18 protein-coding genes are annotated in these 18706 nt (G+C 68.4%); 8 read left to right on the plus strand and 10 right to left on the minus strand.

Annotated elements, in window-relative coordinates:
* The first annotated feature begins 22 nt into the window (after positions 1 to 22).
* A complete protein-coding gene (locus JWS14_RS13100) occupies positions 23 to 1018 on the plus strand; it encodes an LLM class flavin-dependent oxidoreductase (RefSeq protein ID WP_095862723.1) in 996 nt (331 codons plus the stop codon).
* Positions 1019 to 1061: 43 nt separating this feature from the next.
* Here the strand turns inward: JWS14_RS13100 and JWS14_RS13105 are convergent, their stop codons facing one another.
* From JWS14_RS13105 to JWS14_RS13130, 6 genes are all read right to left on the minus strand, one after another.
* Positions 1062 to 2171: an NDMA-dependent alcohol dehydrogenase gene (locus tag JWS14_RS13105; protein WP_206013437.1), complete on the minus strand. Its 1110-nt coding sequence runs from the start codon at positions 2169 to 2171 to the stop codon at positions 1062 to 1064.
* Positions 2172 to 2195: 24 nt separating this feature from the next.
* Positions 2196 to 3704 carry an aldehyde dehydrogenase family protein gene (locus JWS14_RS13110; RefSeq protein ID WP_072948104.1) on the minus strand — a complete coding sequence of 503 codons (1509 nt, stop codon included), beginning with the start codon at positions 3702 to 3704 and terminating at the stop codon, positions 2196 to 2198.
* Between the two features lie 116 nt (positions 3705 to 3820).
* Positions 3821 to 5458: a sigma-54-dependent Fis family transcriptional regulator gene (locus JWS14_RS13115; protein WP_206016002.1), complete on the minus strand. Its 1638-nt coding sequence runs from the start codon at positions 5456 to 5458 to the stop codon at positions 3821 to 3823.
* Between the two features lie 175 nt (positions 5459 to 5633).
* On the minus strand, positions 5634 to 6776 hold the full coding sequence (locus tag JWS14_RS13120) for an alpha/beta hydrolase (protein WP_206013438.1): 1143 nt from the start codon (positions 6774 to 6776) through the stop codon (positions 5634 to 5636).
* Between the two features lie 84 nt (positions 6777 to 6860).
* Positions 6861 to 8189, minus strand: coding sequence for an MFS transporter (locus JWS14_RS13125; protein WP_206013439.1), 1329 nt, complete (start codon positions 8187 to 8189; stop codon positions 6861 to 6863).
* Positions 8186 to 9439 carry a M20 metallopeptidase family protein gene (locus JWS14_RS13130; protein ID WP_206013440.1) on the minus strand — a complete coding sequence of 418 codons (1254 nt, stop codon included), beginning with the start codon at positions 9437 to 9439 and terminating at the stop codon, positions 8186 to 8188. Before JWS14_RS13130 ends, JWS14_RS13125 begins: the two co-directional genes overlap by 4 nt.
* Positions 9440 to 9567: 128 nt before the next feature.
* On the opposite strand from JWS14_RS13130, the gene JWS14_RS13135 reads away from it, so the two are divergent.
* Both JWS14_RS13135 and JWS14_RS13140 read left to right on the plus strand, forming a co-directional pair.
* The gene (locus JWS14_RS13135; protein WP_206013441.1) at positions 9568 to 10587 is read left to right on the plus strand and encodes an Lrp/AsnC family transcriptional regulator; all 1020 of its coding nucleotides are present in this window, start codon (positions 9568 to 9570) and stop codon (positions 10585 to 10587) included.
* A gap of 52 nt (positions 10588 to 10639) precedes the next feature.
* Positions 10640 to 11170: a DinB family protein gene (locus tag JWS14_RS13140; protein WP_206013442.1), complete on the plus strand. Its 531-nt coding sequence runs from the start codon at positions 10640 to 10642 to the stop codon at positions 11168 to 11170.
* 1 nt (position 11171) lies between these two features.
* On the opposite strand, the gene JWS14_RS13145 is transcribed toward JWS14_RS13140, so the two are convergent.
* Positions 11172 to 11933 (minus strand): class I SAM-dependent methyltransferase, encoded by a 762-nt coding sequence (locus tag JWS14_RS13145; protein ID WP_095862303.1) that lies wholly within the window; start codon positions 11931 to 11933, stop codon positions 11172 to 11174.
* An 84-nt stretch (positions 11934 to 12017) separates the two neighbouring features.
* On the opposite strand from JWS14_RS13145, the gene JWS14_RS13150 reads away from it, so the two are divergent.
* Positions 12018 to 12359, plus strand: coding sequence for a TraR/DksA family transcriptional regulator (locus JWS14_RS13150; RefSeq protein ID WP_206013443.1), 342 nt, complete (start codon positions 12018 to 12020; stop codon positions 12357 to 12359).
* On the opposite strand, the gene JWS14_RS13155 is transcribed toward JWS14_RS13150, so the two are convergent.
* Positions 12356 to 12628 carry an ANTAR domain-containing protein gene (locus tag JWS14_RS13155; RefSeq protein WP_072948135.1) on the minus strand — a complete coding sequence of 91 codons (273 nt, stop codon included), beginning with the start codon at positions 12626 to 12628 and terminating at the stop codon, positions 12356 to 12358. The two genes, JWS14_RS13150 and JWS14_RS13155, sit on opposite strands and share 4 nt — an antisense overlap.
* A gap of 217 nt (positions 12629 to 12845) precedes the next feature.
* Here JWS14_RS13155 and JWS14_RS13160 point away from each other — a divergent pair, with 217 nt between their 5' ends.
* The 4 genes from JWS14_RS13160 (at position 12846) to JWS14_RS13175 (ending at position 16286) form a co-directional block, all read left to right on the plus strand.
* Positions 12846 to 13328, plus strand: a complete 483-nt coding sequence (locus JWS14_RS13160) for a YybH family protein (RefSeq protein ID WP_206013444.1) — start codon at positions 12846 to 12848, stop codon at positions 13326 to 13328.
* Positions 13329 to 13487: 159 nt separating this feature from the next.
* Positions 13488 to 13706, plus strand: coding sequence for a ferredoxin (locus JWS14_RS13165; RefSeq protein ID WP_206013445.1), 219 nt, complete (start codon positions 13488 to 13490; stop codon positions 13704 to 13706).
* Positions 13696 to 15060, plus strand: a complete 1365-nt coding sequence (locus JWS14_RS13170) for an NAD(P)/FAD-dependent oxidoreductase (RefSeq protein WP_206013446.1) — start codon at positions 13696 to 13698, stop codon at positions 15058 to 15060. The genes JWS14_RS13165 and JWS14_RS13170 overlap by 11 nt, the downstream gene beginning before the upstream one ends.
* Positions 15061 to 15074: 14 nt before the next feature.
* Positions 15075 to 16286, plus strand: a complete 1212-nt coding sequence (locus JWS14_RS13175) for a cytochrome P450 (protein WP_206013447.1) — start codon at positions 15075 to 15077, stop codon at positions 16284 to 16286.
* On the opposite strand, the gene JWS14_RS13180 is transcribed toward JWS14_RS13175, so the two are convergent.
* Both JWS14_RS13180 and JWS14_RS13185 read right to left on the minus strand, forming a co-directional pair.
* Positions 16183 to 17724, minus strand: a complete 1542-nt coding sequence (locus JWS14_RS13180; protein ID WP_241031332.1) for an HNH endonuclease signature motif containing protein — start codon at positions 17722 to 17724, stop codon at positions 16183 to 16185. The genes JWS14_RS13175 and JWS14_RS13180 overlap by 104 nt on opposite strands.
* Positions 17725 to 17756: 32 nt before the next feature.
* Entirely contained in the window at positions 17757 to 18704 is a 948-nt protein-coding gene (locus JWS14_RS13185) for an AraC family transcriptional regulator (protein WP_095862298.1), read from the minus strand.
* Between the last annotated feature and the right edge of the window lie 2 nt (positions 18705 to 18706).

Here is an 18706-nt window from a genome sequence, read left to right on the forward strand (position 1 = left end):
GTGACGAAAGGTGAAGAAGCCCGTGAGTGCTGTTCTGTCGATTCTGGATCTGGCCTACATCCGCGAGGGCGACACGGCGCGGGACAGTTTCGACGCGAGCGTGAAACTGGCGCAACTCGCGGAGACCCGCGGGTACCGCCGCATCTGGTACGCCGAGCACCACAACATGCCGTCGATCGGCTCCTCGGCGACGAGCGTCCTCATCGCGCACGTCGCCGCGCACACCCAGAACATCCGGCTCGGCGCCGGTGGCATCATGCTGCCCAACCACGCGCCGCTGACGATCGCCGAGCAGTTCGGCACCCTCGCGACCCTGCACCCCGGCCGCATCGACCTCGGACTCGGCCGCGCCCCCGGCAGCGACCAGAAGACGATGTACGCACTGCGCCGCGACGCGGCGTCCGCGGACCGGTTCCCGCAGGACGTGCTGGAACTCCAGGCGTACCTCAAAGGCGTGTCACGGGTGCCCGGCGTCGATGCGATTCCCGGCAAGGGCACCAACGTTCCCCTGTACATCCTCGGATCCTCGCTGTTCGGCGCGCAGCTCGCCGCGAAATTCGGCCTGCCCTACGCCAACGCGTCCCACTTCTCCCCCGACTCGCTCGTGGACGCCGTCACGCTGTACCGGGAACGGTTCGAACCGTCCGAGGAGCTGTCCGAGCCGTACGTGATCGCCGGCGTCAACGCCATCGCCGCGGACACCACCGAGGACGCGCACCGGCAGTTCGAGGCCTCGCTGCGGCGACGGGTGGTGCAAATGGTTGGACGCGGTCAGAAGTTCACCCCCGAGGAGGTCGACCTCATCATGACGTCCCCGGCGGGTCAGCAGGTCGCGCAGATGGTGCGGTACTCGGCGGTCGGCACACCCACCGAGGTCAAGACGTACCTCGACGAGTTCGCCGAGCACGCACAGGCCGACGAGCTGATCGTCGCCTCCCACGCCGAGAACACCGAGTCCTGGCTGAAGACGTACGACCTGCTCGCCGACGTGTGGCGCTCCGCACCCGTGCGCGGGTAACGAGTCTCCGGACTCGTTTGCCGCGCACGGGCGGCGAAGCCGCCTACGCGTGGACGATCACGCCACGCAGGTTCTTTCCGTCCCGCAGATCCTGGTAGCCCTCGTTCACCTGCTCGAGCGTGTACTTGGTGGTGATCAGCTCGTCGAGCTTGAGCTGACCCGCGTCGTACAGCCGCAGCAGGCGGACGATGTCGTACTGCGGATTGGCCGAGCCGAACAGCGAACCCTTGATCGTCTTCTGGTTCAGGGTCAGGTCGGTTCCCGAGATGTGCACCGTGAGCTTCGCGGGGTCGGCGAGGCCGGTGATGACGACGGTGCCGCCCTTACCGATGACGGCGGTCGCGTTCTGCACCACCTCTTCGTCGACGGTGCCCACCAGGATGAGGGCCTGATCGGCGCCCTGGCCCCAGGTCAGTTCGTTGACCTTCTCCGCCGCGGTTGCGGCGTCGGCGAACGCGTGGGTGGCGCCGAACTTCAGGGCGGCCTCCCGCTTCATCGCCACCGGGTCCACCACCACGACGTACTTGGCGCCGGCGCTGACCGCGCCCTGCACGGCGTTGATGCCGAGTCCGCCGATGCCGTAGATGACGACGGTGTCACCGGCGCGCACGCCGCCGGAGTACACCGCGGTGCCCCAACCGGACGGCACACCGCAGCCGACGAGGACGGCGGTCTCCAGCGGGAGCCAGTCGTCGACCTTCACCACCGAGTGCTGCGAGATCGTGGCCCGCTCCGCGAACGTGCCGAGCATGCACATGGCACCGAAATCCTGCTTGTCCGAGTGGAACCGGAACGAGCCGTCGGGCATCGACCCCTCGAGGATGGTGGCGCCCATGTCACACAGGTTCTGGCGGCCGGTGGCGCAGTAGCGACACGTGCCGCAGTTCGGGATGAAGCTGCAGACCACGTGGTCGCCGGGCTTCACCTTGGTGACACCGGGGCCGACTTCCTCGATGATGCCGGACCCCTCGTGCCCGCCGACGATGGGGAAACGCGGCGGCAGATCGCCGTCGGTGAGGTGCAGGTCGGAGTGGCACAGGCCTGCCGCGACGTACTTGATGAGCACTTCGCCGGGACCCGGACCGTCCAGCTCGAGTTCCACGATTTCGAACGGCTTGTGCGTTTCGAACAGAACCGCTGCTTTGGTCTTCATGTCTTTCTCCTCGTTGAGTGACGGTCAGAGTGCGATGTTGACGGCTTTGGTCTGGGTGTAGAGGTCGATGGCGGTGGCCCCGAGCTCACGCCCCCACCCGGACTGCTTGTAGCCACCGAACGGCATGGCGGTGTCGAACCCGTTGTACTGGTTGATCCACACCGAACCGGCCTTGAGCTGGCGGGCCGTGAGGTGCGCCTTGGACAGGTCCTTGGTCCAGATTCCGGCGGCGAGGCCGTAGATGCTGCTGTTCGCCGCCTTCGCGACGCCCTCCTCCGCGTTGAAGGGCAGCGCGGCGACGACCGGGCCGAAGATCTCTTCCTCGACGATGCTGAATTCGGGCTTCACGTCGACGAACACCGTCGGCTCGACGTAGAAGCCGGTGTCGCCCCAGCGCTTTCCGCCGGTGAGGGCGCGGGCGCCGTCGGCGAGTCCGGCGGCCAGATAGCCAGTGACCTTGTCGAACTGTTCCTGCGACACGAGCGGTCCGAGCTGGGTGGTGGGGTCGAGTCCGGGGCCGATCTTGACCTGGCTCGCGGCCTCGGCGACCGCGGCGGTGAAGTCGTCGAAGATGCTGTCCTCGACGAACATCCGGGTTCCTGCGACGCAGCACTGGCCGTGGTTGAACAGCCAGGCGTTGAGCGATCCGGTGACGGCGGCGTCGAAGTCCGCGTCCGCGAACACGACGTTGGCGCTCTTGCCGCCGAGTTCGAGCGACACCTTCTTCAGGTTGCCGCGGGCGGCGTCGACGATCTTCTTCCCGACCTCGGTGGAGCCGGTGAACGCGATCTTGTCGACGTCGTCGTGAGCCGACAGCGCGGCCCCGGCGTCGCCGAAGCCGGTGACGATGTTGACGACGCCGGGCGGAAAGCCGGCCTCCTCGAACACCTCACCGAGCAGGATCGCGGTGAGCGGGGTCTGCTCCGCGGGCTTGAGGATCACCGTGTTGCCCGCCGCGAGCGCGGGGGCCAGCTTGAACGCGGCCATCAGCAGCGGGAAGTTCCAGGGAACGATCAGTCCACAGACGCCGACGGGCTCACGAAGCGTGTACGCGTGGAACTGGCCGCCGGGGACGAACGGCATGCTCACGTTGACCGTGCTGCCCTCGATCTTGGTGGCCCAGCCCGCGAAGTAGCGGAAGATGTCGGCCGACCAGGCGACGTCGACGGCCGCGGCGATGCCCGCCGACTTGCCGTTGTCCAGCGCCTCGAGCTGACCGAATTCCTCGGCGCGCTCGGAGAGGATGTCGCCGACCCGCCAGATGAGGCGTTCGCGCTCGTTGGGCTTCATGGTGGACCACGGGCCCTCGTCGAACGCCGTGCGTGCGGCCCGGACTGCACGGTCGACGTCCTCGGCGCCACCGCGTGCGACGGTGGTCAGCACCTGCCCGTTGGCGGGGTCGATGGTCTCGAACGTCTCGCCGCTGGCCGATTCCACCCACTGCCCGCCGACGAGGAATCGCTTGGTGCCGGACAGAAAGTTCCGTACCGACGGCAAGAGTTCCGCTTGGCTGGGTTCGATCGTCGCTGTCATCAAAACCTCCGAAGTTGTGAATGTGATGTGGCTCATAGTGCACTGATTGCCATATCACTAACTGTCCTGACTTCGGACACCTCCGGACGGTCGCGGATCGGTGGATGAAACTGCAGCTAGACGGTGATATCGAGGGCCCGCATCCGGACGTAGAGCGTGCTGCGGCTGATGCCCAGCGCGGCCGCGGCGTGCACCTTGTTGCCGCCACTTTCCTGCAGTGCGTCGACGATGGCCTGGCGTTCGGCGCGTTCGCGGCCCGCCAGCCGGGACACCCGCGGCGGCGTCCGATACTGGTCGGGCAGATCCGCGACAGCGAGGTGCGCACTGGCGCGCCCGCGCGCGGCCGCCTGCAACACGACGGACAGTTCCGCGATGTTGCCCGGCCAGTCGCGGGCGATCAGAGCGTCCAGCGCGCTCGCCGAGAGCCGGAGGCCCGGTTCGACGGAGTCGAGGACCGCCTGCGCGATGTCCGCGAACTCGCGGGTGCGTTGCCGCAGCGGCGGCAGCACCACCTGTCCGGGGCACCGGCCTGCCAGACCGGCCACTCCCGGCGGCAGGTCACCGAGCGGCGAACTGGTCATCACGATCCGGGGACCCGCGTCGGCCGCCAGCATCTTCACGACCAGCGGCAGCATCGATTCGGGCAGCAACTGCACCTCTTCGATCGCCAGGACCGCGGAGGGTCCCGCCACCAGGGCGAGCAGTCGATCGATCCAGGCCTCGGCGCCGTCGAGAGCGATCGTGGCAGCGTCCATACATACGAGCGACCGGTCGCCGGCCAGATCGCGGACCGCCGTGGTCCTGCCGGTTCCCGGTTCGCCGCTGATCACCACCGGATCCCGGGTCTCGCGCAGCCGCGACAACTCCGACCTGCTGCGTTCGACGACGGAACTCGACGGCGACTTGCCGCGCCGGATGGGGGTGCTCGTCCGGCGGTCCGGGCGGACGACGAACACCGCGCCTCCGTCGGTGCCCGCCACGTGGTCGGCCCGGACCAACGCCGGTTCGCCCGAGGACAATCGGATCCGCACCGTCTTCGACTGCTCCGGGCGCAGGTCCGCGGCAAGCCCCCGCAGCGTCGCGTGATCGGACACCTGGAGCAGGTCGAGCGCGACCCGGTTGCTGAGCAGGATGTCCTCGCCGATCGCGGTGACCGCCATCTGATTCTGCGGCGACACCCGCTGGAACGCGTCCACGAGCCGCTGCTGCGACACCCGGGACCCCTCGAGCAGCCGTCGCTCGATGTCGCCGGCCGCGCGGGCCAGGAACGGGGCGAACAGCGGGTTGGCCCGCGACGCGACGCCCGTCATGTCGAGGATGCCCTCGACGCGGCGCGTCACCGGATGCACGATCGGGTGTCCGTAACAGCTGAGGTCCTTGAACCGCTCGAGGTAGTGCTCCTCGCCGTGGATCACGACTCCGCGCCGGACCTCCAGCGGCGTCCCCAGCGCGGTGGTCCCGACGCAGTCCTCGCCGAACCTCGACCCCAGCACCGCCCCGGCGCCGTCGATCAGGCGCTCGAGTTTGCGGCCGTCGAACAGCCGGGCGACGATGCGGCAGTCGCGGTCGGCGAGCAGGACACAGAAACCGGTGCCCTGGATCTGCTGTTCCATCTCGTCGAGGACGGGCCGGGCCGCCTGCAGCAGCCGACTGGACTTGTCCAGGTCGGGGCAGGGATCATCGCTCGGCGTCGACGTCGGTTCCAGCCCGCTGAGCGCCGAACGCTTCCAGGACAATGCGATCTCCGGCCGCATCGCCGCGTGCCCGGTCGTGCCGCCAAACTCCAACCTCGACTCCTTGCCGCGCGCGGATCCGGTCGTGCACCGGTGCACGACTCACATCCGAACGTACCCACACCGTGTGACCCACGCCATAGTGCCCGCGGGCGCGGCGGGCAACTGTCCGGATTCTGGACAGTGCCCCGATCGATCAGCCGAACAGGCCCCGCACGAACGGGATGGTGTCGGCCTGCGAATCGACGAGCGTGCCGCTGTGGTCGGTGGGATACGTCGTGAACGTGACCGGCTCACCGTTCGCGGTGAGCGCGGCGACCAGCGAGAACGCCGACGGCGCGGGCACGTCGATGTCGGTGAGCCCCTGCCCGATGAACAGGGGACGGTCGTATCCGCTCGTCGGGACGCCCATGTAGTCCACGAGCATGCCGTGGAAGTTCGGAATCGTGTTCAACGGCTTGCTGAACAGGTCACCGACCACCACACCCTCCGCAGCATCGTGAAGTTCGTTGACGCACAGCTGTTCCGCAGCGTCCACGTAGTGCGCGCCGAGGGGTGTGAGGTACGAGTCGAGGTCGATCTCGGGGTGCGCCGACCGCAGTCCCGCGAGGATGTAGAACAGGTACGACGTGAGGCCGGCAGGGATCGCCGTGGGTGGCACCCCCGGCCCGAGCGGCAGCAGTGCCAGTTCGATGTTCGCGGGAACGCCCGTTCCCACGGCCCCGCGGTAGTCCAGCGTCTCCCCGCCGAACTCGGTGGCGTAGCGGGCGGTGGTGATCGCGGCCCCACCACCCTGCGACTGTCCGACGACCACCCACTTGTTCGACAGGGACTCGTCGACGGTGCGGGCGGCCTTCACCGAGTCGACGACGCTGTGCGCCTCGACCTTTCCGTCGAGATAGGGCATCACACCGGGTGTGCCGAGACCGACGTAATCGGTGGAGACGACGGCGTATCCCTGCTCGAGCCAGCGTCCGAGGTACGGGTAGTCACGCTCGGGGAGCGCAGGACCGACGAGCGAGGGCGCGCAGTCGTCCGCGAGTCCGGACGTGCCGTGCGCCCACGCGACCACCGGCCAGCCCCCGTCGGGCGCGTCCCCCGGTGGCACGTACACGGCACCGCTGCTGAGTGCGGGACCTCCGTCGGACCCGATCGACCAGTACGTGATTCGCTGTGCGTCGGCGGTACCGGGGATCCGGAGGTCGGCGGGCAGCGGCTCGACGTCCACGACGCTCCCCGGCGTGCGGTCGGCCTCGTCGGCGAACGCGGCCGGGGAGGCGAGGCAGGTGCCGGCGACCGTCAGGGAGGTGATCGCGACGGTTGCCGCGGCTCGCGCCATACGTACCGAGTGTGTCTTCACCGCTTCAAGATCCCACACGTGAGCGGCAAAGCGTGCCGGAGCACTCTTTGCCGCTCACGTGGGCTAGTGCTGGGCGGCCAGATCCCGTCCCCTGGTTTCCGGGATCGTGACCAGCGCGACGGTCGAGACCGCGATGAGCGCGAGGGCGTACCACTCGAACAGTTCCGGCGACCCACGGTCGGCGAAGAACGTCTGGACGTACGCCGCCGTCCCGCCGAACGCCGCCACCCCGATCGAGTACGGCACCCCGACACCGGCGGCGCGCAGCCCGGTCGGGAAGAGTTCGGCCATCATCGCCGGCATGACCGACAGGAGCGCGCCCATCACGAACAGGGCGATCGCCATCGCGAAGAACAGGGTGAGCGCACTGTGCCCGATCATGGCGTTGAGCGGAAACAGCAGGGCCGCGATGCCGAGGTTGCCGATGTACAGCACCGGTTTGCGTCCGATCCGGTCCGACACCGCACCCCAGAAGGGCAGCGACGCAATCAGTACGAGGTTCGCGCCGACCCCCGCCCACAGTGCGCCGGACGGATCGATACCCCGGACCGTGATCGCGTACGCCGGCGCCGACACCGCCCACACGTAGTAGACGACGGTGCCGCCGACCGTGAAGAACAGGATCTGGAACACCTGCCGCCGATGCACCACGAACAGTTGCCACATCGACCGCTTCGTGGTGTCCTCACCCGACTCCTCGTAGACCTCGGTCTCGCTCATCCGGGACCGCATCCACAGCACGAACAGGCCGAGCACGCCGCCCAGCAGGAACGGCACTCGCCAACCCCAGTCGGCCATCTGCTCCGAACTCAATGTTGTCGTGAGCAATGCGCCGAGCAGCGTGCCCACCACTACTCCGGTGGTGTTGGAGATGTAGATGAGGCTGGACCAGAGTCCGCGCCGCGCCGTCGGCGCGAATTCCACGATGTAGGTCTGCGCGGACGGTAATTCGCCGCCGTGCGCGACGCCCTGCGCGAGACGCGCGACGACGAGGACGACCGCCGCCGCGACACCGATCGTCTGATGGGTCGGGGTCAGGCCGATGACCAGGCTGCCGATCGCGGCGAGGCCGACGGCGAGCGTCATGGACAGCTTGCGTCCCCGGCGGTCCGACAGCCAGCCGAACAGCAGACCGCCGAACGGCCTGGCAACGAATCCGACGGCGAAGACGCCGAACGACGCCAGCAGGTCGGAGACGGCGGACCCGGTGTGGAAGAACTGCGGGGCGAAGAACGCGGCGAACGTGGCGTAGACGGTCCAGTCGAAGTACTCGATCCCGTTGCCCGTGCCCACGCCGACGATCGCGCGAGCCTTCTCCCAGCGCTCGGACCGCTGACGGACGGTGGGCTGGCCTGCGTTTACGGACCCGCTTTCGGTAGCGATCCCGGTCATCGTGCGTCACCTCCGGCCGCGGCATTCTCGAGCCGGGCATCGCCGGACTTCGCCTTTTCCAGACGTCGAACGGCCAGCCCAGCGTAGATGGTGGCGGCGTCCGCGAGCACCGCGTCGTCGAATTGCGCCCGCGGCGAATGGTTCATGGGAGCCGCAGCGGGGTCGGCGCCGGGCATGCACGCGCCCAGCCCGATGAACGCGCCGGGCACCTCCTGCAGGACGTAGGAGAAATCCTCGGACCCGGCCATCGGATGCGTGACCGTCTCGTAGCGGTCCTCGCCCATGAGGTCGCTGACGACTTCGGCGCCGAACGCGACCTCGTCCACGTCGTTGATCGTCATCGGGAACTCCGGGGCCACGTCGACCTCGACGTCGACGCGTTGCGCGGACGCGACCCCCTCGAGCACCCTGCGCAGCGCTCCCGGCACCTTCTCGTACGTGGCGGACGAATAGCACCGGACGGTCGCCTCGAACCGCGCATCGTCGGGAATGATGTTGTGCCGCGATCCGGCCCGCACGTTCGCGACGGTCACGACGACGGGGTCGAACACGTCGAACGTCCGGGTGATCATGGTCTGCAGCGACGTGATCATCTCGGCCATCGCGGTGATCGGATCCCGGGCGGTCGACGGGGACGAGCCGTGGCCACCCGCCCCGCGCACCGTCACGGTCAGTTTGTACGACGCCGCGAGCAGGGTGCCCGCCTTGGAGAAGAAGCGGCCCTGCGGCCTCTGGCAGGAGAAGACGTGCATGCCGTACGCGGTGTCCGCGCGCCGACCGGACGCGTCGAGGACGCCCTCGTCGACCATCACCTTGGCGCCGTCCCACCCCTCCTCGCCGGGCTGGAACATCAGGACGACGTCGCCCGCCAACCGGTCGCGGTGCCGGCTGAGCAGTTGCGCGGCCCCGACGAGCGCCGCGGTGTGCAGGTCGTGCCCGCATCCGTGCATGGCGCCGTTCTGCGCCGCGAAGTCGAGTCCGGTCTGTTCGGTGACCGGCAGTCCGTCCATGTCGGCGCGCAGCAGCACCGTCGGCGCGGCGCCCGCCGAGCGTCGGCCACCCCGGAGCACCGCGGTCACGGACGTCGTGCGGGTTCCCGTCGAGATCTCGAGCGGCAGTCCGTCCAACGCCGCGAGGACCGTTTCCTGCGTGCGCGGCAGGTCCAGACCGACCTCGGGTTCGCGGTGCAGTACACGCCGCAACTGCGCGAGGTCGCCCTGCAGAGCGCGGGCGTCGTCCAAGAGATCCATTGCTCTCCCTTATATCGGTGGTCACGTTCGGGACCGAATGCGTCGGTGGTCATATGCTGTGAGCCACGGAACGACGGACCACCGATAACGTCGAAAACGATCATTCTCACCGAATCAGAAAGAGCTTTATGAGCGAGATGCTGACCGAATCCGAGCTTTCGCTCATTCACGCCCTGCAAATCCGTCCCCGGGCGACGTGGGCCGAGCTGGCCCCGATCCTCCGCGCGACGTCCGCGACCCTCGCACGGCGGTGGGAATCGGTCACCGAGCGCGGACTGGCCTGGATCACCGCCTATCCCGCACCGATGACGGGTGCGGGGGCGTTCACCGCGATGATCGAGGTGACGTGCGACCTCGCCGGCACGAAGACACTGGTCGAGGCGCTCACCCGGGACCCGCGGGTGTCGTCGATCGAGCATGCGGCGCGTGGCCGGGACCTCATCCTGACCGTGCAGACGGGGTCGTTGCACGAGTTGTCGGACCTGGTGCTCGAGGAGTTGCCCCGCCACCCGAGCGTCAATGCGACCCGGACGCACACGTGCACCGCACTCCACGCGGAGGGCAGCCGGTGGCGCCTCGACTCCCTGGACACGGCGCAGTCCGCCGCGATCGCGGCACTGGAGAACACCCCTCTGCAGTCCGGATCGAGCCGGCCGGAGAGCCTGACGGACGAGGTCGCCCGCGCGCTCGTCCGCGAACTCACCCGGAACGGCCGGGCGTCCGCGCGCGAGATCGCCGCGGTGATCGACCGGCCCGCGTCCTCGGTGCGCAGGCAACTCGCCGGGTTGCTGCGCTCCCGCACGGTAGTGCTGCGCTGCGACGTCGCCCAGAACGCGACGCGGTGGCCCATCACCGTCACGTGGTGGTGCCGCCTGCCCGTGCGCGCGCACCGCGACGTCGTGGAGGTCGTCAACACCCGCCCCGAACTGCGCTTGTGCATGTCGATGACCGGACCCGCGAACTTCCTCGTCAGCATGTGGGTGTCTTCACTGCCCGACCTGCTGCGGGTGCAGGAGTGGCTGGAGACCCGCGCCCCCAGCCTCGAGATCATCGACTCCTCGGTGACGCTCCGGTCCCGGAAGCGGATGGGGTGGGAACTCGACACCCACGGCCGCGCGACCGGTTATGTCACCGCGCACGGCGGCTGACCGCTACGGTCGAATGCGCCATCATCGGACCGGCTGGAGCAGGTGATCCCCCGTGACCTCTACCGCGAAAACGTCGACTACCGGCGAGCGTGCCGACTTGCTGGAGTCGCTGGCGAAGCACCGGTACCTGCTCCGCCACACCGTCCGCGACCTCACCGACGAGCAGGCGGCCCGGCGCCCGACGGCGAGCGTGCTGTGCCTGGGCGGACTCGTCAAACACGTGTCGGACACCGAACGGGTGTGGGCCGATTTCATCGTGCGCGGCACCGACGCCGTCCGCAGCGGCCCCGTGGACGGCACCGGCACCGGCAATCGCGAGAAGGAATTCACCCTCCGCGCCGACGAGACCCTGGCCGGCGTCCTCGACCGTTACGCGAAGGTGGCGCACCGGACCGACGAGATCGTGGCCGCGCTGCCCGACCTCGACATCTCGCATCCGCTGCCGAAGGCGCCGTGGTTCGAACCGGGATCGCGCTGGTCCGCGCGCCGGGTGCTGCTCCACATCATCGGTGAAACGGCCCAGCACGCCGGGCACGCCGACATCCTCCGGGAGGCTCTCGACGGGTCGAAGACGATGGGCTGAGTCAGCCACGTTTGCGGGCCTCGATGAGGAACCGGGTCGAATGGGCCACAAACGGGCCGTCCGCCTCGATCCGGTCGTGGAGTTCCCGCAGACGGTCGCGGTACTGCGCGGCGGTGAAACCGGGCACCATCCAGATCACCTTGCGCAGGAAGTAGACGACGGCGCCGATGTCGAAGAACTCGATCCGCAGAGATTCGAAACGGAGATCGACGACCTCGAGTCCCGCGGCTTCCGCATCCGCGCACTCGTCCTCGTAGTGGCGGCCGCGGCGCACGTTCTCGGGTTGCGGCCCCAGGAAGTACTCGACGAGTTCGAAGACGCTCGCGTGCCCGACGTGCTGGGAGAAGTACGTGCCTCCGGGTTGCAGGACGCGGGCGATCTCGTCCCACCACACCGTGGCCGGGTGCCTGCTGGTCACCAGGTCGAAGGCGCCCTCGGCGAACGGCAGCGGCGGCTCGTCCGCGTCGGCCACCACGACCGCACCGAGCGGATGCAGTAGCGCCGTGGCCTTCGCGACGTTCGGCGGCCACGATTCCGTCGCCACCATCACGCGAGGCATCGTCGCGGCGCCGGCGAGGACCTCCCCGCCCCCGGTCTGGATGTCCAGAGCGGCGTTCGCGCGCCCGAGCCGTTCACCCATCAGGCGCTGATACCCCCACGACGGCCGCTGTTCGGTCGCCCGGCCGTCGAGCCAGGAGAAATCCCAGCCGTCCACCGACACGGATTCTGCCTCGGCCACCAGATCCTCGAATGTGCGTGCCATGCGGGGAAGCCTGACAGAAAGTCCAGGATCGATCGAGCGGATTACCGGGGGAAGCACCGGGCAGCGGCCGATGTTGAACGGGACATGACCGCACCGGAGCATCGCGTTCGAATCGCCGAGGAACGCGTCGACGCCGAGCGTCGCATAGCCTCGCTGACCGGCCGTTTCACCGCGATCGTGGAGGGGTCGGAATTCACCACGGACGACGACGAACACGATCCCGAGGGCTCGACCATCGCGTTCGAACGGGCCCAGGTGTCGGCGCTGCTGGCCGATGCGAGACGCGAGGTCGAGGATCTGGCGGCGGCGCAGCAGCGGCTCGACAGCGGGACGTACGGCCTCTGCATCCGGTGCGGCCGGCCGATCGCCGAGGTTCGGCTCGACGCGCTCCCCGCCGCCCTGACGTGTATCGACTGCGCCGGTTAGGGCAGGAAGGCTCCCCACTCGCGCGCAGCCACGTCGCGGGCCCGGCGATGGTCGTCGGCCTCGGGACGGATCCCGTCGGCGAGGTCGGCGAGGGCTTCGGCCAGATCGCCGACATCGACCTGATGCCGCATGGAGGAGTCGAGTAGTTCGTCGAAGGCCTGGTCCGCGCTGTACGAGCTTCCGCGCGCGGTGGTCAGGATCTGAATTGCAGCGTCCAAAGCGGACAGGTGCCGTGTCGCGCGGGTGTCGCGGTGAGCTTCGATCGTCAATATTCCGCCTCTGAGGTGTCGCCACTGGGCGTTGCCGGTCTGGTGTGACCACATCACATCACGAACCGGTGGTCTACGTTGCCGAATCGAGACCGTGTCCGAAAGTTGTTTCTCGACAGCAGGATACGAACTCCGGCAAGATACTTGTAACTCTCGTTACTACTCCCTGGTTCTACCCGTCGGTAGGGGACGGACGGTGCCACCGAACGGAGGCCGGATGGGCGCACGGCGCTTTCCTGTGGTCGCCGTTCTCGTCCTCGCGGCGGCCTCGGGTTGCGCCGACGAACACGCCGCGTCGCCGGAACCAGGCCGAGACGAGGCATCGATCGTGGACGCCCTGCATCAGTGGCCGCGCGACTTCGCGAACAAGGACGTGGCTGCGGTCTGCTCGCTGTTCGCCCCCGATGTCGTCGTGATCTACCCCGGCACCGAGGACCGCAACTACGACGCCACGTGCGCGCAGTTTCAGCGGGTACTCACCGTCCCCGACCGGACGTTCACCTATGCGGCGCCCGAGATCGCCGAAGTGCTCGTCGACGGCGACCTCGCCGCGGTGCGCCTGGTGTGGCCGCTCACCGTCACCGACGCTTCGGGCACTGTACTCGAGAGTGTCCGCGAATCGGGTGTCGACGTGTTCCGCCGCCAGCCGGACGGCAGCTGGAAGATCCACGTGTCGCACGCCTTCCCGTTGACCGAATAGCGCATTTCTGAATGGCTCCAGAACAGCGGATCGAAACCGAGCAGACCGGCCATTCCGGAATACTGGTTTCCGGGTGGAGGTCTCCGCCCGACGCGATCGGACGGCCATGCGCCGCGCAGTCCCTGTGGACCCGTGTGACCAGAACTGTTCAGAATCGGGATGATTGACGTGAAACTCGTCGTCGACCTCAATCGGTGCCAGGGTTACGCGCAGTGCGTGTTCCTCGCACCCGACGTCTTCACTCTGCACGGAGAAGAGGCCCTCCTCTACGACGCGGGCCCCGCCGACGGCGAACGCGAGCACGTGTCGCAGGCCGCCGCGGCCTGCCCGGTGCACGCCATCACCACGGACATCCCCACCCACCACGATGGGGAGTGACGTGCGGATCGTCATCGTCGGCGCCTCGCTCGCCGGGGTACGCGCGGCAGAGGCGCTACGGGGGCAGGGCTTCGACGGTTCGCTGACCCTGATCGGCGACGAACCCTACGAACCGTACGACCGGCCGCCGCTGTCGAAGGCCGTCCTCCTCGGGATCATGCCGCCCGAACACGCGGCGCTCCCCTACCGTTCCGACCTCGACGCGAAGTGGCTGCTCGGCGTGCGGGCCACCACCCTCGATCTGGAGAACAACCGGGTGGTGCTGAGCGACGGCGACACCGTCGAGTTCGACAAGGTACTGATCGCGACCGGCGTCCGCGCCCGGCCGTGGTCGAACTCGTCCGAGGCGGCACTCGACGGCGTCCTCACCGTCCGCACCTGCGACGACTCCCGACGTCTGAGCGAACGGCTGTCTGCCGGACCGCGCCACGTCCTGGTGATCGGCGCCGGCTTCACAGGTTCGGAGATCGCGTCGGTGTGCCGGGAGCGCGGGCTGTCCGTGACGGTCACCGAGCGCGGCCCGGCACCGCTGGTCGGTGCGCTCGGCGGGGTGGTGGCGGCGGTCGCCGCCGACATGCAACGCGACCACGGCGTCGACCTGCGCACCGGGGTCACGGTGACCGGACTCGACGGCGACAGCGACGGACGGCTGTGCCGCGCGCACCTCTCGGACGGGACCACACTCGACGTCGACGTGGCGATCGTCGCGCAGGGCAGCATCCGCAACACCGACTGGCTGTTCGGATCCGGTCTCGCCGCCGGGCCCCGCGGGGTCACGTGCGACGCCGGCTGCCGGGCATTCGACATCAACGGCATCGTCACCGACAACGTGTTCGTCGCCGGTGACGTTGCACGGCAACCGCATCCGCTCTACGACTACCAGTTGCTGGCACTGGAGCACTGGGGCAACGCGATCGGCCAGGCCGAGGTGGCAGCGCACAACATGATCCACGACGGCCTCCGCCGGCGACCGCACCTGGAGATTCCGGCGTTCTGGTCCAGCCAGTTCGGCGTCAACATCAAGTCCGTCGGCATCCCCACCTACTCCGATCAGGTGGTGATCACCCAGGGTTCGGTCACCGACCGGCGATTCGTGGCGGCGTACGGCTTCCGTGGTCGCGTCACCGCGGCGGTGGCGTTCAATCAGGGGAAGTGGCTCGACTTCTATCGGGGGCTGATCGAGTCGGCGGCGGAGTTCCCACCGGACTTCGACGTCATGGACCGGGCGGAGCCGTTCGAGGTGCGGCCGTCGGAGTTGCCGGACCCGGCGGTTCTCAGCCACGGCCCGACCGTCGCGGTGACCGGTCATCTGCCCACCGAACGTCGTGTCGAGTTCGTCTCGCTACCGAAGTAACAGGGAGAGTGTCCATGTCGCGTGCGCAGTTGTTCGAGCGGATCACCGACCAGGCGAACCGGCCGAATCCGTATCCGCTGTACGAGGAACTTCGTGAGACGCGGGTGGCGCCGCAGGACAACGGTTCCTTCCTCGTCGGCCGGTACGACGACGTGATGGCGCTTCTGCACGATCCGAGGATCAGCTCCGACCTGCACAACCGGGGGCCGGGGCTTCCCGGGGCGGATCGTGCCGGCGACGGGCCGGAGTCCTTCCTCAAACTCGATCCGCCCGAGCACGATCGGTTGCGCCGATTGACGACGCGACAGTTCGGTCCGCCGCACAGCCCCGACCGGATCGACTCCATGCGTGGCGAACTCGCAGAACTCGTGACGAGCCTCGTCGACGGGCTCGACGGGAAGGGCCGCATCGACATCGTCGACGACTTCGCGTACCCCTTCCCCGTCACCGTCATCTGCCGACTGCTTGGCGTGCCTCACGAGGAGGAACCCCGGTTCCACGCCTGGGCCGACGCGTTGGTAGCGGCCATCGACCCGCGGCGCAGCAGCGCCGACAACGAGCAGGTGAAGGCGGCGCAGCAGGCCCAGATGGAAATGGCCATGTTCATGGCCGGTCTCATCGAGGACCGTCGCCGCAATCCCGGCGACGACATGCTGTCGGGGCTGGCCAACGATTCGGGGCCCGACGGCCAGTTGAACACCGTCGAGTTGGTCACCAACTCCATCCTGCTGTTCATCGCCGGGCACGAAACGACCGTCAACCTCATCACCAACGGCATGCTGACCCTGCTGCGCAATCCCGATGTTCTCGAGCGGCTTCGCGCGGAACCGGACTTGATGCCGCAGGCCGTGGAGGAATTGCTCCGCTTCGAACCGCCCGTGCACCTGCTGGGCCAGCGAACGCCGATCGTCGACATCGAGATCGACGGCGTCACCGTTCCGAAGGGGTCGCCGCTCGTCCTGGCCTTGGCGTCGGCCAATCGCGATCCCGAACGCTTCATCGACGCCGACCGGTTCGTCCCCGACCGCGAGGACAACCAGCACGTGGGTCTGGGCAGCGGCATCCACAGTTGCTTCGGCGCTCCCCTCGCCCGCCTCGAAGGGCAGATGGCGCTCGCCGAACTCATCCGCCGCCTCCCGAATCCGCGGCTCGTCGAGGATCCGCCGCCCTACCGGCCCAACCCGGTACTGCGGGGTCCCCGGCACCTGTTGGTGGACTGTGGGTGACAGGGGCTGACCGGCTCCCCCGCGCATGCGCGATCAACTCACCAGGATGATGCCGGTGGTTGATGCGCGGTCTTCGGGTGGGGTCGATGTGCGGCGGTGGGATCCATTCGGTCCGGCCCGCGTGAGTGGAATGCGCGGGCGCGGACCTCGTCGCCCAGCCGGCCAGTCCGTCGTTGACCTGGGCATGGCATGCGTCGCAGACCAGGGCCAGACCTTCGATGTCGGTGCGCCCGCCTTTGTGCCAGTCCGTGACATGGTGCACCGCACACAGACTCGCCGGCGCCGAACACCCCGGCCGGGTGCAGCCCCCGTCTGCCGCGATCAGCGCGAGCCGCTGGTCGGCACCGGCCAGACGACGCCGTCGACCCAGGTGCAACGGACGACCCGCACGATCGAACAGTGCGAGCACCGGATGCGCTTTCTCTGCCAGGGCCAGTGCGTCCTCGATCGGGAGCAGGCCGCCGGTAGCCGTCGTGGCCAGCCCGCCGGTCGCCTTCTCCAACTGCTCGAGGGTCATGGTGACGATCACCGTCGTCGGCAGGCCCTGGTGCCGGCCGAGCACCCCCGACTCGAGCAGCGTCCGGAACACCGCGCTGAACGCGTCGTGATTGCGCTGCGCCGCGGTGCGGGTATCGCGTGCGGCCGCGGCAGCCAGCACGTCACGATCGATCGCCGGGTTCTCGCCGTCGCCGGCCGGTGAGTCGGGATCGTCCGGGTTGTTCATTCCGGGCCGCGCCCACTTGGCGAGGATCGGATCGAGCATCGCCCGTGCGACGGGATCGAGTTCACCGGAGATTCTCGACATCAGTTCGGTGTCCTGCCGACCGATCGAAATGCCACGCCGGCGTTTCCGGTCGCGGTCGTCGCCGAGACTCCCGTCCGGATTCAGGTACGCCAGCAGCCGGTGCCCGGCCTGCTCCACGTCCTCAGGAGTTGCGCTTCGCGCCAAGGTGGCCAGGACGGCCTCGGCGTCGGCTACCGCGTCGTTGTCGACGGCGTGGGGAATCTTGCGCATCACTTTCGCGATCGCCCGCACATGATCCGCTCCGATGTCGCCATCACTCTGTGCCGCAGCGGTTTCCGGCAAGACGGGTGGCATCGGATCGCCCGCCAGGGTGTGCCACACCCCCAGCTCACGGGCGGCGGTGACCCGGGCGGACGCGTCCGCGCCCGAGATCCGGAGCGCCTCGATCAGCAGCTTCTTCGGCGAGGTATACCCCAGACTCGCCGGGACGGAGCGCTCCACGGTCTCCACCACCAATCGGTGGGAGACCGCCTCCGTGCGGCGAAGGGACTGCTCCACCCCGCGCATCACCTCGACCACCTCGCCGTCCGACAGCTCGGTCAAGCCTGCATCGAGCAACCCGTCCACCGCGGCAGCGAGCATCGACAGATGCTCCGCCACCCGGCTCCCCACCGACCCCCCAGTCGAACTCATGTGCGAATACTATCGCGAGGGTCCGACAAGTTTCAGAGGCCGCGGTCCCGCAGCGACTCGGACGGCGTCACACCGTACTTGCGGCGGTAGGCGGCGGCGAATCTGCCGGTGTGCATGATCCCCCAGCGGGTGGCGGCTTCGGAAACGGTTGCACAGGAAGCGCTTCCGGTCAGATCGGCGTGCACACGTTCGAGGCGCACGTCGACGAGGAACTCCATCGGCGTCATGCCCACGTATTCGCGGAACCCCTGCTGCATGCGCCGGACGCTCACGCCGACGAGTTCGGCCATCTCGCCCGCCGTCCAGGGGCGTGCCGGATCCTCATGGATCGCGTCGATGACCCGCTTGACGATGCGGGGGCGGATTCCCGACGAGCCGGTGTCGTCGTCCGGCATCGCGGTGAGCACGAGAGCGGTGGTCAGGGCACCACACAATTGCTGCGACACCATCTCACTGCGCAGGAGGACGCTGTCGTGCAATGCCTGGTCGGCGATGGAACGGACGAGTCTGAGCCACTCCGCTCCGGCGCCCGCGCGCAGGTCGAGTTGCCGCGGCAACACCTGACCCGGCCTGGCGAGCACGCGGTCCATCTCCCTCTGCAGGTAGCCCCGGTCCACCTTGAAGCCGATGATCTCGCAGGAACTGCTCCAGTTGGTGATCACGGTCCGGGTGTCGGGCGGACAGATTGTCGCCAGTCCCGGCGTCGACGTCACTTCCATGCCGCCGGTGACGGACACGATGTGACCGGTCAGGGGGATGTTGATGCCGTACGCGCCGGGATGGTCGGACTCGATGGCCACGGCTGCCCCGAATCCGATCCGGGCAAGCCGCGACGCCCCCACGTCGGACGATTCCAACGACGACCGCGCGGCGTTATCACGCGACAGCGGACGCAGTTCGTGGGGGAAGTACGCGTCCGCAACCACCTCGTGAACCTCGTCCCAGTCGGTGAAACCGGGGCCCTCCAGCTGTCCTCGCATAC

Origin of the sequence: Rhodococcus koreensis, assembly GCF_017068375.1 — a bacterium.
Taxonomy (GTDB): Bacteria; Actinomycetota; Actinomycetes; order Mycobacteriales; family Mycobacteriaceae; genus Rhodococcus_F; species Rhodococcus_F koreensis.